This is a genomic window from Nocardia sp. NPDC057668 (assembly GCF_042799795.1).
Taxonomy (GTDB): domain Bacteria; phylum Actinomycetota; class Actinomycetes; order Mycobacteriales; family Mycobacteriaceae; genus Nocardia.
The window spans coordinates 569030-581846 of record NZ_JBHVIC010000001.1 but is presented as its reverse complement, the minus strand read 5'-3'; the positions used below and the strand labels follow the sequence as shown (position 1 = coordinate 581846).

Sequence of the window (12817 nt, the reverse complement as noted above, 5' to 3'; positions counted from 1 at the left end):
CGTCGTATTGCGGGTTCCGGCGGTGCGCCCGCTGCGGGAGAGTGAGGGAAAATGCCTGCTGTGGAAGCCATTACCGTCGTCGCCGTGCTGACTCCGCTCGCGGCGATCATCGGTCGCATGGTCATGATCGCCGTGCCCTGCCGGGATGTGCCCCGGGCGTACCGGCCGGGCACGGACTGATCCGGGACCCCGGTTACTTCACGCCGATCGGTGCGCCGAAGAACGATCCGAGGGTATTGCCCAGCGTCTGGCCCAGCAGGGTCAGGCCGGCGGGGTCGGTCGCCATCAAGGGAGTGTCCGTCGTCGAGCAGCCGGGGGCGGCGGGGACGCCGTTCAGACGGTCGCCCAGCCACAGCAGAGCGGTTGTGGAGCCGGAGATCTCGGTGGTGATGTGCTCGCCGAGGTGTTCGCGGGTGTACTGGACCCGGGCGTTCGGATCCTGGCAGTAGGTGTCGACGAGGGTGTTCACCGGGCCCACCGGGATGAGCTCGTCGGGATTGGCCTGCCAGATGAACATCGGCATATCGGGTGTGGATTTACCCATGCGGGTGCGGGTGAGGGTATCGATCACCACCGGGTTCCGCATCGGATCACCCTCCGGAACCCGCAGCATGCCTTTCAGATTCGCGAAGGGGAACAGGGCGGTGTTGTACTGCACGCACAGCCCGCCCTTGACGACCTTCAGGGCCTGGCCGAGCGGGTCCAGATCGCGATCGAGCAGTGCCCCGAACTCGGGGTACTCGCGGCCGAGGCCGATGACGGCGGACATGATCATCCCCGACCACAGCTGACCGTTGCCGATGTCGAGCAGCGGGCCGAAATCCGCGGGCACGCCACCCTCGGCCGTGCCCACCACGTTGAGTTCGGGCGCGTAGGAGGCCTTCAGCTCGGCCGCATGGCCGGTCGCGATCGCGCCGCCCGAATAGCCGTACAGGCCGATCCGCGTGTCGGGGGCCAATCGCATCGGGCCGAAATCCTTCGCGGCGCGGATGCCGTCCAGGGTGATGCGCCCGGCCAGCGGCCCGGCGCCGAACGCGCTGTCGGGTCCCTGGTAGTCGGGAATGACGATCGCCCAGCCCTGTTGGACGGCGGCCTGCGCGATGACGAACTCCAGCGGCGCGACGATCTGCCCGACCGCGGCCGCGGCGGACCACTGCTGCACCGCGTACGAGGGCGCGCAGTAGGCGGCCAGGGAATCCTCGGCGACCTGCACCGAGACCAGCCTGTCGGGTGCGGACCCGCGCGGCTTGATGACCGTGGCGACCGCCGGAATCGCCTCTCCCCGAGTGTTGTTGGAGCGGAACGAGACCTGCCAGGCGTCGACGTTGAGCGGAATCACCCCGGCGTTGGCCACATTCACCTGCCGGGCGGCGATGACCTCGCCCGGGGCCTTGCTCGCCACCAGCGCGGCCGGCGGATCGTGGAACCCCGGATCGAGCTCGGGGGGCACCGCGAACGCCGGTGCGGGCTGCACCGCGACGGGTGCGGATCCCGCGGGCTCGCCGGACGCGATCGCGGTGGTGAAGGTACCCACCGCCGCCGTGAATGCCAGAGCCACCACGGCCGCCCGGCCAGGTAGCGACGCGCGCAGCGCCATTGGTCGTCTCCATCCGTTTCAATGTGAGACCACACTGACTCACATGGAGGGCAGAGTATCGTCTGCGTCACTATCGAGCAAGGGCTGTCCGAGACAGTTTGCCGAAATTTTTCGGGAGCGGTTGTGCACGGTGCGACGGACATCCGTGACGACCCCGCGGTCCGCGCCGTGCGGCCGGATTCCCCGCGCGCCGAAAAGCTTTGGCACACGGGGAATCCGACCGGCGTCACCGCCGGATCAGATCAGGTTCCAGCTCTCGAGCCCCTGGTACAGCGGAATGTCGCGAGCCAGCTTGCCGACCCGGGCGCGCAGGGCGTCGATGTCGGAGCCGCCCGCGAGCGCGGTGGCGATGATGTCCGCGACCTCCGTGAACTCCGCATCGCCGAACCCGCGCGTGGCCAGTGCGGCCGTGCCGATCCGCAGCCCGGAGGTGACCATCGGCGGACGAGGGTCGAACGGAACGGCGTTGCGGTTCACCGTGATTCCGATCTCGTGCAGCAGATCCTCGCCCTGCTGACCGTCGAGCTCGGAGTGCCGCAGATCCACCAGCACCAGGTGCACATCGGTCCCGCCGGTGAGCACGGTGATGCCACGCTCGGTCACATCCGCGCCGCTCAGCCGCTCGGCCAGGATCTTCGCCCCGGACAGGGTGCGCAGCTGGCGATCGGCGAACTCCGCGCCCGCGGCGATCTTGAAGGACACGGCCTTGGCGGCGATGGCGTGCATGAGCGGGCCGCCCTGCTGACCCGGGAAGACCGCGCTGTTCAGCTTCTTCGCGAATTCCTGCTTCGCGAGGATGAGCCCGGAACGCGGCCCGCCGAGGGTCTTGTGCACGGTGGAGGACACGATGTCGGCGTGCGGCACGGGGGAGGGGTGCACGCCCGCGGCGACCAAACCGGCGAAATGCGCCATGTCCACCCACAGGTACGCCCCGACCTCGTCCGCGATCTCGCGGAACGCGGCGAAGTCCTGATGCCGCGGGTAGGCCGACCAGCCCGCCACGATCACCTTGGGCCGCGCCTCGAGCGCGATACCGCGGACCTCGTCCATGTCGATCCGATGGTCCCGCTCGCTGACACCGTACGCGTGCACCTCGTACAGCTTGCCCGAGAAGTTCAGCTTCATGCCGTGCGTGAGATGACCGCCGTGCGCGAGGTTCAGCCCGAGCAGCTTCTCGCCCGGGTTCATCAGCGCCATGAGCACCGCGGCGTTGGCCTGTGCGCCCGAATGCGGCTGGACATTGGCGAATTCGGCCCCGAACAGTTCCTTGGCGCGCTCGCGGGCCAGGGTCTCCACCACGTCGACGTGCTCGCAGCCGCCGTAGTAGCGCCGGCCCGGATAGCCCTCGGCGTACTTGTTGGTGAGCACGCTGCCCTGCGCCTGCAGCACCGCGCGCGGCACGAAGTTCTCCGAGGCGATCATTTCCAGGGTGTCGCGCTCGCGGGCGAGTTCGCCCGCCATGGCGGCGGCGAGCTCGGGATCGAGTTCACCGAGCGATTGCGTATCGACCGATGCCGGACGGGTTTTCGAGGTGGTCACGGGAAGCTCCAGGGTGGCGGTGCGAAGGATCGCCGCCCTATCCGCGCGCACGACCGACGCCCGCGCCCGCCGGGCCGGTGCTGATCGGTGATACGCCCGGTCCACGAGGCGACGACCACCGGATACGGCGTATCCGGTACAGCGGGCAGGTCTTCGGACTCGCGGGCACCGGTCCCCGCGCGGGGTCCACCTACTGGCCGTCGCTTCCCGGACCCGGGTCCAGTGCGTGTGACGGCGGTCGTTCCTGCTCACCGCTGCGGGACAGTCCCGGATTCTCACCGGGTTCCCTCTCACCCGTCGGCGTGACCGCCGCTCGGGCTTCGACACTCGCGATGGGTCAGGGGCTCCGTCGGCCACATCGCAAGCGAACCAGCTGCGCCACCAGGATAGGCATCGGTGATCACGCCCGGGCGCCGGGGGCTTCCGGGTGTCCCGGCTCGCCCGCGCCACCGCGCGCGTAGGTTTCCTCGGGTTCGACCGTGATCACGTCGACCACCGCGACCAGACCGGTGGGGACGACCGCGGCGTCGAAGTGCTCGACGGTGGGGACGAACACCGCGCTCGCGCCCGTGCGGGTCACCGCGACCCGCAGGCGATGCACCCATTCCTGGGTATGGGCGTCGAACACCAGGATTTTGGACAGGTCGTACCCGAGCCGGGCGGCGGCGCTGCGGATCAGGCGCTCGTCCCACGGCTGCCGCACGCCGGAGACGTCCTTGTTCAAGAATCCGAGGGCCTTCGGACTGTCGAACATCACCGGCACCCCCCAACAGCGGCGAAGGGCCGTGGATCCTCGCCGGCGCGCATGCGTTCCATGTCCGATTCCTTCGGTGCGGGAATTCATCGAGTGCGCCTGTCGCGCCGCAGATTCGACAAATCGGACGAACCGCTCCGGCGCTGGTCGCTGTATCCAGCCTGCTCCCGCTACTCCCGGCGGACTCACACAATTTGTGGCAGTCTCGATACCGGGGAACCGCTTGAATCGAGGCCGTGATGAGTGAGGAATCGGCCGGGGTGGGCTCGCGCGTCGCGCAGGGCCGCAAGCTCCGGGGATGGACCCAGGCCCGATTGTCCATGGAGACAGGACTGTCGACCTCGTTGATCAGCGCCGTGGAACAGGGCCGCCGCGCGGCCACCCCGGCCTTCATCGCCGCGAGCGCGAAAGCGCTGCGCACCAGCACCGCCGAACTGCTCGGCCAGCCGTTCGTGCCGACCAGCGTGGAGGACCGGGAGCTGCACGGCGCGATCGCGCTGCTGCGCAACGAACTCGCCGCCTACGACCTGGCCGACTCCGAGATCGAGGTGCGCCCGGTCGCCGCCCTCGCCGCCGCCGCCATCGAGGCCCGCCGCTACCGCCGCGACGCCGCCGCGCCGAAACTGGCCGCGCTGCTGCCCGCCCTGCTCACCGAAACACGAGTTCTGGTGCACCGCAGTCATGGTCACGAGCGCGATCGCGCGTTCGTCGTGCTGGCCGAGCTGTACTACAACGTGCGCAGCCTGGCCCACAAACTCGGCTACATCGACCTGGCCGCCAGCGCCGTCGACCGAATGACGTGGGCCGCCACCGCCAGTGGCGATCCGCTGTGGATCGCGGCCAGTCAGTTCCATCGCGCCAGCCTGCTGACCAACGGCGGCGACTGGAAGACCGCGCTGATCTTCCTGGAGCAGTGCCGCGCCGAACTTGAGGCGGCGTTGCGGGCGGGCGCCGATCGCGACCTCATCGCCTGGGGCGGACTGCATCTGCAATCCGGGCTGGCGGCCGCGCGGGCCGGAAACCGGGATCTGGCCGATTCGCATCTGGCCGAGGCCGAGGCGACGGCCAAGCGCGTCGGGCACGATCGCGACGAGGTCCTGGTATTCGGCCCGACCAATGCCGGCATCTGGTCCGTAGCCCTGGCGGTGGAGTTGATGGATGGCGGAGAAGCGCTGAAAAGAGCTGACGGACTGTACATTCCGCCCGGCACCCCGCGCTCGCGGTCCGGGCACCACTACATCGATCTCGCCCGCGCCTACCTGCTGCACGGCGATCGCGCCATGGTCCTGGACGCGCTGCACACCGCCAAGAACATCTCGCCCTCGCTGACCCGCTACCACCCGATGGTGCACGAGACCATCCGGGTGCTGGCCCGCCAGGATGCCCGCCGCACCGACGGAATCCGCGGGTTCGCGGCCTGGTGCGGGGTCAGCGCCTGAATAGCCCCCGATACACCTGTGCCCGAGTCGCCCCGGAATGTGGGGCGCTCGGGCACAGGCCGTTTCAGTGGTGGAGGGTCAGCGCACCGATCGTCGCGTGACCAGATTGACCAGTAGCAACAGGATGACGGCGCCGCCGAGACAGGTGAAGAAGCTGAACCAGAGGCCGCCGCCCTCGACGTCGACATCGAAGAGCTTGAGCAGGAAGCCGCCGAGCAGGCCGCCGATGACACCGACGACGATGTTGAGCAGGATGCCCTGCTGAGCGTCGGTTTTCATGATCTTGCTGGCAATCCATCCAGCGAGACCGCCAATGATGATCCACCCGAGAATACCCAGACCGAGCATGATTTTCTCCTTCTATCAGCGTCGCCGTAATCGCCGGCGCTCACTTCTTCACATACCCGCCGCCGGGGAAACGATGCGGGGGTACCGCAGAATCCCGGGCGGCGCGCAGAGTTTCAAGCTCCGAGCAGGGGGAATGCCGGGAGCAACAAGATTGCGATCGAAGGAGATGCTCGGTGTCCATCGCGTTGGTAAACCCGGACGGATCAGCGCTGGAATGCGTCGCGGTGGCGTTGGGGTGGGACGCATCGGACCTCGATCTCGTGGTTCCCGTCGACGGCGCCCTCGAACCGGGGGTCAGGGTCGACTTGAACGTTGCGGCACTGCTTTTCAGTGCTGATCAGTTGGTGGACGCCGTGTACTACGGGCAGCTCTCCTCGCGGGACGGTTCGGTCCGGCACACCGGAGACAACCTGACCGGTGAGGGGGCCGGCGACAATGAGGTCATCGTCCTGGACCTGGCTCGCCTGGCCCCGGAGGTCACGTCGGTCATCGTCGTGATCACATCGTACTCCGGACAGAGTTTCGCGAACATCGCAAACGCGTACTGTCGCCTGCTCGATGCCGGAACCGATACCGAGATCCACCGGTACCTGCTCAGCGGCGGGCCGCACACCGCTCTGGTGATGGGCAGGTTCGAACGCTTCCCGGTGGTCTGGGCGTACGAGGGCATCGGCGTCGGCATCCCCGCGCTGCACGCGGCCGAGGCGGTCCCGTACGTGCTGCAGTATCTGCACAGTCAGGCCGCGCAATGATTTCCGATTTCCGGAAATCGACCACGTTAGGTTCCCGGATTCCCGGGTATCCGTCGAGTATGAAGACGATCCGTAATACTCGGTGACACCGGGTATTCGACGAAGGATTCAAAATGAGAACATATCCGGACGACGGGAGAACGCGCGTGGTACGCAGCTCGGGTGGTATCAGCATTCTTGGTGTGCTGGTCTTGGTTTGGCTGCTGATCGGCGCCATTGCCGCAGGCCAGCGCGACTACTTTGACAACGCGCCGACAAACTGCGCGAGCACCGGAACCATTGCGGTGACAATTCTCGCCGGGCCGTTGAATTACATGGGCGTGAATCCGAAGATCGAGGACTGCAACGTCGATGTCCCGCAGCCCAGCCCGTAATCACTGACGTCGGCGCAGCACGGGTCGTCGAACGCGAGAACGCCCACTCGGTGAGAGTCGGTCATGCCGTAAGGCACTGACAGGAGATAACTCACCGGGTGGGCGTTGTGCTGCGTGTACCCCGGTGCGGTCTGGTTGTCCCTTGCCGGTTCCGGTCCTTCCGTTGTAGTGTCCGGACATGTGTCCAGCCACTTGGCCCGGGCGCTTGTTTCCGGGAAGGACTGCTCATGACTCTGCTGAGGCCGAAGCGGGTATCGGGCGGCGCGCACGAGCACGGTCACCTCGAGGAATTCCGGGTGGATCCCATCGCGCTCATGCGGCGGGTGCGGGCGGAGTGCGGGGATATCGGCGCCTTCGATCTGGCGGACAAGCAGGTCATTCTGTTGTCGGGGGCCGAGGCCAACGAATTCTTCTTCCGGTCGGGTGACGACGATCTGGATCAGGGCGCCGCGTATCCGTTCATGAAGCCGATCTTCGGTGACGGCGTGGTGTTCGACGCGCCCCCGGAACGGCGCAAGGAGATGCTGCACAATTCGGCGCTGCGCGCGGATCAGATGCGTGAGCACGCCGCCACCATCGCGCGCGAAGTGGAACGAATGGTGGCCCGCTGGGACGACGAGGGTGAGATCGATCTGCTCGAGTTCTTCGCCGAACTCACCATTTACACCTCCTCGGCCTGCCTGATCGGGGTCAAGTTCCGCAATCAGCTCGACGGCCGCTTCGCCCGGCTCTACCACGACCTGGAGCAGGGCACCGACGCGCTGGCCTACGTGGACCCGTACGCGCCCATCGAGAGCTTCCGCCGGCGCGATGCCGCGCGGGTCGCGCTGGTCGAACTGGTGCAGGGCATCATGAACGATCGCGCCGCGAATCCGCCTGCGGGCAAAGGGGATCGGGACATGCTCGACATTCTCATCTCGGTCCCGGACGAGCAGGGCAATCCGCGCTTCAGTGCCAGCGAGATCACCGGCATCTTCATCTCCATGATGTTCGCCGGGCATCACACCACCTCCGGTACGGCCGCGTGGTCGGTCATCGAGCTGCTGCGTCATCCCGGGGAACTGCGCAAGGTGGTAGACGAGCTGGACGAGCTGTACGCGGATGGCTCGGAGATCAGTTACGGTGCGCTGCGCAGGATTCCGAATCTGGAAGCGGTGGTGAAGGAGACCCTGCGGCTGCACCCGCCGCTCATCATTCTCATGCGGGTGGCGCGCGGGGAGTTCGAGGTGTGCGGCAGCGCCATCGCGCCGGGGGATCTGGTGGCCGCCACGCCCGCCATCTCCAATCGCATCCCCGAGGACTTCCCGGATCCGGACAGCTTCGATCCGGGCCGGTACATCGACCCCAATCAGGAGGACATCCTCAACCGCTGGACGTGGATCCCGTTCGGTGCGGGCAGGCATCGCTGTGTCGGGGCGGCTTTCGCGCAGATGCAACTCAAGGCCATCTTCTCGATTCTGTTGCGGGACTGGGAATTCGAGATGGCGCAACCGTCCGAGAGCTACCGCAACGATCACTCCAAGATGGTGGTGCAGCTGCAACAGCCCTGCCAGGTGCGCTATCGGCGCCGGGTCCGATAGCCGGGCGCGAAACCCGATGCCCGGCCGGGTCCTTGCGCCTGTTCACTAGCGCGGACTATAGTCCGTACACCTGTCCAGACAGCATTGGAGTGGTTCATGGTTCTCCCGCCCGCAGACAGCTCGCGGCTCTTGATCGGCGGCAAGCTGACCACCGGCGGTGGCGGTGAATTCGTCACGCTCAACCCCGCGACCGAAGAGGCGTACGGGTTCGCGGCCGATGCCGACAAGGCCGATATGAGCGCGGCCATCGAGGCCGCGCGTTCGGCCTTCGACAGCACCGACTGGTCCCGCGATCACGCCTTCCGTGCCCACTGCCTGCGCCAGTTGCGCACCGCGTTGCAGGCCGAGGTCGAGGGTCTGCGCGCGCTGACCGTCGCCGAGGCCGGCGCCCCGGTCATGCTCACTCGCGGCCCGCACCTCGAGGGCCCGGTCGCGGATCTGGAGTTCTCGGAGAAACTGGCCGAAAGCTACGAGTGGGAAACCGATCTCGGGGTCGCCGCGCCGATGGGCATTCGCAGCCGGCGCGTACTGCAGCGCGAGGCGGTGGGCGTGGTCGGGGCGATCACGCCGTGGAACTTCCCGCATCAGATCAATTTCGCCAAGCTCGGCCCGGCCCTGGCGGCCGGGAACACCGTGGTGCTCAAGCCCGCTCCTGATACCCCGCTGTGCGCGGCCGCGGTCGGGGCGATCATCGCCGAGCACACCGACTTCCCGCCGGGCGTGATCAATATCGTCACCTCGGCCGATCACGAACTCGGCGCGCAGCTCAGCGGCGATCCGCGGGTGGACATGGTCACCTTCACCGGGTCCACCCAGACCGGGCGCACGGTCATGATCAATGCCGCGGCCACGCTGAAGAAGACCTTTCTCGAACTCGGCGGCAAGTCCGCGTTCATCGTCCTGGACGACGCCGACATCGGCGCGGCGGCGGGCATGGCCGGTTTCTCGGTCGCGGTGCACGCCGGGCAGGGCTGCGCGCTCACCACGCGCCTGCTGGTCCCGCGCGCCTCGTATGCCGCGGCGGTCGACGCGGCCGCGGCGGCGCTGGGACGGATCACCCCGGGCGATCCGTCGGCTCCCGGAACCATCTGCGGCCCCTTGATTTCCGCACGCCAGCGCGCCCGGGTCGAGCGGTACATCGATATCGCGCGGACCGAGGGCGGGCGCATCGTGGTGGGCGGGCGCAGGCCCGCGGCGCAGCAGCACGGCTTCTTCATCGAGCCCACCCTCATCGCCGACGTCGACAACGCCGCGACCGTCGCCCGCGAGGAGATCTTCGGTCCCGTCCTGGTGGTGATTCCCTACGACGGGGACGAGGACGCGATCCGCATCGCCAACGACTCGCCGTACGGGCTGTCCGGTGCGGTCTGGGGCACCGATCCCGAGCGGATCGCCAAGGTCACCGAGGGTGTGCGCACGGGCACGCTGAGCGTCAACGGCGGGGTCTGGTACGCCGCGGACGCGCCGTTCGGCGGCTACAAGCAGTCCGGCATCGGCCGGGAAATGGGCGTCGCCGGCTTCGAGGAATACCTGGAAACCAAACTCATCGCCTCCATGGCCTGACAACCGCACCACCACACCATGTTTCACGCACGCAGGAGCTGATCTTGTCTCGCTTTACCGGAAAGTCCGCCATCGTCACCGGCGCCGCCCAGGGCATCGGGGCCGCCTACGCCCGGGCGCTGGCCGCCGAGGGTGCGAAAGTCGTTGTCGCCGACCTGAACGCCGAACGCGGCAAGGAGGTCGTGGAGAGCATCGCCGCCGCGGGCGGGACCGCGATCTTCGGAGAGGTCGACGTGGCCGACGCCGAATCGGCCACCGCGCTGGCCGATCTCACGCTGCGTGAGTTCGGGTCCATCGACCATCTGGTGAACAACGCCGCGATCTACGGCGATATGAAGCTGAATCTGCTGCTCAGTGTCGACTGGGACTACTACAAGAAGTTCATGAGCGTGAACATGGACGGCGCGCTGATCATGACGCGGGCGGTGTGGAAGCACATGCGTAAGGCGGGTGGTGGTTCGATCGTGAATCAGTCTTCTACCGCGGCGTGGACGTATTCGAGTTTCTACGGGTTGGCCAAGGTCGGGGTGAACGGTTTGACCCAGCAGTTGGCTACTGAACTTGGTGGGGCGAATATTCGGGTGAATGCGATCGCGCCGGGTCCGATCGATACCGATGCGACGAAGAACGTGACGCCGGATGTGATCGTGGAGGACATGGTCAAGCGGTTGCCGCTCAAGCGGATGGGTACCCCGCAGGATCTGGTGGGGGCGTGCCTGTATCTGCTCTCGGACGAGGCGTCGTGGGTGACCGGTCAGATCTTCAACATCGATGGCGGGCAGGTGTTTCGCTGATGACGACGCCGGAGAACGCGGCGGCTCCAGACGGTTCTGCACCGCGCGTAGGTTTCCTCGGGCTCGGTAACATGGGCGCGCCCATGGCCGAACGCCTACTGGACTGGGCGGGCGGGCTGACCGTCTGCGACATGCGGGACGACGTCGTCGCGCCGTTCACCGAGCGCGGGGCGCTGTCCGCGGGCAGCGGCGCGGAACTGGCCAAGACCTGCGAGGTCATCTGCGTCGCGGTCGTCAGCGACGATCAGGTCCGCGAGGTCGTGGACGGGCCCGAGGGCGTATTGCGCACGGCGGCGCCGGGTCTGGTGATCGCGGTCCATTCCACCATCGGTGACCAGCTGGCCGAGGAACTCGCCGCGCGCTGCGCCGAGTACGGCGTGGAATTCGTGGACGCTCCGATCAGCGGTGGCGCGATGGGCGCCAAGAGCGGCCGGCTCGCGGTCATGGTCGGCGGGACCGACGCGGCCTACGCGCTGGTGCGCGCGCCCTTCGCCTGCTTCTCCGATCTGGTCGTGCACGCCGGCCCAGCGGGTGCGGGCACGCGAATGAAGCTGGCGCGCAACCTCATCCACTTCGTCGCGTTCACCGCCGCCACCGAGGCGCAGCGCCTGGCCGAGGTCGCGGGCCTGGACATCACCGCGCTGGGCAAGGTGGTGCGCCATTCGGACGCGGTGACCGGCGGGCCGGGAGCGATCATGCTGCGCGATAACACCGCGGAAATCGCGGAGGGCGATTTCTGGCTGCCGATCCTGACCCACGTGCGGAACCTGGGGGAGAAGGATCTGGCGCTCGCGCTCGAACTGGGTGCTCGCCTGCAGGTGGAGCTGCCGCTCGGTGCGCTCGCCATCGACCGACTGGGACCCGGACTCGGTGTGCCCGTAGATAATTCGACCAGCGACAAGGAACTGTGATGGGTGATCAGGAATCGGTGAACGGCCAGGAATCGGCGAACGGGCAGTCGCGGCGCGAACGCGGTCTGGCGAAGATGTCCGAGGTGTACGGCTGGGAGTTCCAGGACGGCCCGGGCGATCACTTCGCCTTCACCGCCGACCATCTCTTCGCCGACATCTGGTCCCGGCCCGAGCTGTCGGTGCGTGATCGCCGGCTGTTGCTGCTGGGCGCGCTCACCGCGCAGGGACTGTTCGACGTCGCCTCCATCCAGGTCGGCGCTGCCCTGCGCAACGAGGAGCTGACCCCGGCGCAGTTGCGCGAGGTCGCGCTGTTCCTGTGCCACTACGTGGGCTGGCCCAGCGGCACCAATCTCGACGGCGTGGTCGGCAAGGCGGTCGCCGAGCATCGCAAAGCCACCGCCGCCAAGTCCGCCGAATAGCGCCGGTCCCATGTCCGACAGCGAACCCCTCGAGCTCGAAGCGACCCGGCGTCGGCTGACCGGCAAACAGGCCGACACCGTCGACAAGCTCACCGGAACCGCGCTGCGGGTCCTGGCCCGCGAGGGTTTCGCCCGGATGACCATTCGGATGGTGGCCGCGGAAGCGGGTGTCGCCGCGGCCACCGCGTACACCTACTTCTCCTCCAAGGAACATCTGGTGGCGGAGATCTTCTGGCGGCGGCTGCGCACGGCGCCCGTGACCGACGGCGACGATCCGGACCCCGTCGCGGGGACGATCGCCGAGCTGCGCACGATCGCCCTGCTGGTCGCCGACGAACAGGAACTCTCCGGCGCGGTGACGCACGCCCTGCTGGGCCGCGACCCCGATGTGCGGCATCTGCGGGCGCGGATCGGGGTGGAGATCCGCACGCGCCTGACCCGGGCATTGGGTCCGGCGGCCGATCCCGAGCTGGTGGAGGCGCTCGAACTGGTCTACGCGGGCGCGTTGGTCCGCGCGGGAATGGGATACGAGTCCTACGCCGACATCGCCGACCGGATCGAACGCGCGGCACTGCGTATTCTGCGCGCGGCGTGAAGCCGAATACGCGTCAGCTCCCGGCCGCACCGCCGATCGCTCGACGTCGCTGTGCTCGATGACGTTGTGCCCCGTGCCACCGAACTCGGCGGCACGGGGCGCGGTGGTGCGTGCACCCGGAAGTTTCCGGCCGAGCGCGGCGGTCGCCTCGA

General features: G+C 67.8%; 13 protein-coding genes and 1 riboswitch. Of the genes, 9 read left to right on the top strand and 4 right to left on the bottom strand.

What is annotated here, in order from left to right:
• Positions 1-193: 193 nt before the first annotated feature.
• From ACFVBH_RS02735 to ACFVBH_RS02725, 3 genes are all read right to left on the bottom strand, one after another.
• Positions 194-1597 (bottom strand): lipase family protein, encoded by a 1404-nt coding sequence (locus ACFVBH_RS02735; protein ID WP_378999135.1) that lies wholly within the window; start codon positions 1595-1597, stop codon positions 194-196.
• 237 nt (positions 1598-1834) lie between these two features.
• Positions 1835-3136, bottom strand: a complete 1302-nt coding sequence (glyA, locus tag ACFVBH_RS02730; RefSeq protein WP_378999133.1) for a serine hydroxymethyltransferase — start codon at positions 3134-3136, stop codon at positions 1835-1837.
• A gap of 126 nt (positions 3137-3262) precedes the next feature.
• Positions 3263-3462, bottom strand: a riboswitch (cobalamin riboswitch).
• 74 nt (positions 3463-3536) lie between these two features.
• A complete protein-coding gene (locus ACFVBH_RS02725; protein WP_378999131.1) occupies positions 3537-3890 on the bottom strand; it encodes a hypothetical protein in 354 nt (117 codons plus the stop codon).
• Between the two features lie 239 nt (positions 3891-4129).
• Here ACFVBH_RS02725 and ACFVBH_RS02720 point away from each other — a divergent pair, with 239 nt between their 5' ends.
• Positions 4130-5329 (top strand): helix-turn-helix domain-containing protein, encoded by a 1200-nt coding sequence (locus tag ACFVBH_RS02720; protein WP_378999129.1) that lies wholly within the window; start codon positions 4130-4132, stop codon positions 5327-5329.
• Between the two features lie 78 nt (positions 5330-5407).
• Here the strand turns inward: ACFVBH_RS02720 and ACFVBH_RS02715 are convergent, their stop codons facing one another.
• On the bottom strand, positions 5408-5677 hold the full coding sequence (locus ACFVBH_RS02715) for a GlsB/YeaQ/YmgE family stress response membrane protein (RefSeq protein WP_354985458.1): 270 nt from the start codon (positions 5675-5677) through the stop codon (positions 5408-5410).
• 173 nt (positions 5678-5850) lie between these two features.
• Between ACFVBH_RS02715 and ACFVBH_RS02710 the strand changes: the two genes are divergently transcribed.
• The 8 genes from ACFVBH_RS02710 to ACFVBH_RS02675 all read left to right on the top strand — a co-directional run bounded on the left by ACFVBH_RS02710 (position 5851) and on the right by ACFVBH_RS02675 (position 12665).
• On the top strand, positions 5851-6429 hold the full coding sequence (locus tag ACFVBH_RS02710; RefSeq protein WP_354985459.1) for a TerD family protein: 579 nt from the start codon (positions 5851-5853) through the stop codon (positions 6427-6429).
• Positions 6430-6542: 113 nt separating this feature from the next.
• Positions 6543-6803 carry a hypothetical protein gene (locus tag ACFVBH_RS02705; protein WP_354985460.1) on the top strand — a complete coding sequence of 87 codons (261 nt, stop codon included), beginning with the start codon at positions 6543-6545 and terminating at the stop codon, positions 6801-6803.
• Positions 6804-7030: 227 nt separating this feature from the next.
• The gene (locus ACFVBH_RS02700) at positions 7031-8383 is read left to right on the top strand and encodes a cytochrome P450 (RefSeq protein ID WP_378999126.1); all 1353 of its coding nucleotides are present in this window, start codon (positions 7031-7033) and stop codon (positions 8381-8383) included.
• A gap of 96 nt (positions 8384-8479) precedes the next feature.
• Complete coding sequence (locus tag ACFVBH_RS02695; protein ID WP_378999124.1) at positions 8480-9946, top strand: aldehyde dehydrogenase; 1467 nt, start codon at positions 8480-8482, stop codon at positions 9944-9946.
• A 44-nt stretch (positions 9947-9990) separates the two neighbouring features.
• Positions 9991-10740, top strand: coding sequence for an SDR family oxidoreductase (locus ACFVBH_RS02690; RefSeq protein ID WP_378999122.1), 750 nt, complete (start codon positions 9991-9993; stop codon positions 10738-10740).
• Positions 10740-11651, top strand: a complete 912-nt coding sequence (locus ACFVBH_RS02685) for an NAD(P)-dependent oxidoreductase (protein WP_354985464.1) — start codon at positions 10740-10742, stop codon at positions 11649-11651. Before ACFVBH_RS02690 ends, ACFVBH_RS02685 begins: the two co-directional genes overlap by 1 nt.
• Positions 11651-12070, top strand: coding sequence for a carboxymuconolactone decarboxylase family protein (locus tag ACFVBH_RS02680; RefSeq protein WP_354985465.1), 420 nt, complete (start codon positions 11651-11653; stop codon positions 12068-12070). The genes ACFVBH_RS02685 and ACFVBH_RS02680 overlap by 1 nt, the downstream gene beginning before the upstream one ends.
• 10 nt (positions 12071-12080) lie before the next feature.
• A complete protein-coding gene (locus ACFVBH_RS02675) occupies positions 12081-12665 on the top strand; it encodes a TetR/AcrR family transcriptional regulator (protein ID WP_378999119.1) in 585 nt (194 codons plus the stop codon).
• Positions 12666-12817 lie beyond the last annotated feature (152 nt).

Excerpts from the sequence above, each read along its gene's own strand:
- ACFVBH_RS02735 (WP_378999135.1), bottom strand. The coding sequence starts at position 1,597 with ATGGCGCTGCGCGCGTCGCTACCTGGCCGGGCGGCCGTGGTGGCTCTG.
- ACFVBH_RS02725 (WP_378999131.1), bottom strand. The coding sequence starts at position 3,890 with ATGTTCGACAGTCCGAAGGCCCTCGGATTCTTGAACAAGGACGTCTCC.
- ACFVBH_RS02720 (WP_378999129.1), top strand. The coding sequence starts at position 4,130 with ATGAGTGAGGAATCGGCCGGGGTGGGCTCGCGCGTCGCGCAGGGCCGC.
- ACFVBH_RS02715 (WP_354985458.1), bottom strand. The coding sequence starts at position 5,677 with ATGCTCGGTCTGGGTATTCTCGGGTGGATCATCATTGGCGGTCTCGCT.
- ACFVBH_RS02705 (WP_354985460.1), top strand. The coding sequence starts at position 6,543 with ATGAGAACATATCCGGACGACGGGAGAACGCGCGTGGTACGCAGCTCG.
- ACFVBH_RS02700 (WP_378999126.1), top strand. The coding sequence starts at position 7,031 with ATGACTCTGCTGAGGCCGAAGCGGGTATCGGGCGGCGCGCACGAGCAC.
- ACFVBH_RS02695 (WP_378999124.1), top strand. The coding sequence starts at position 8,480 with ATGGTTCTCCCGCCCGCAGACAGCTCGCGGCTCTTGATCGGCGGCAAG.
- ACFVBH_RS02685 (WP_354985464.1), top strand. The coding sequence starts at position 10,740 with ATGACGACGCCGGAGAACGCGGCGGCTCCAGACGGTTCTGCACCGCGC.
- ACFVBH_RS02680 (WP_354985465.1), top strand. The coding sequence starts at position 11,651 with ATGGGTGATCAGGAATCGGTGAACGGCCAGGAATCGGCGAACGGGCAG.
- ACFVBH_RS02675 (WP_378999119.1), top strand. The coding sequence starts at position 12,081 with ATGTCCGACAGCGAACCCCTCGAGCTCGAAGCGACCCGGCGTCGGCTG.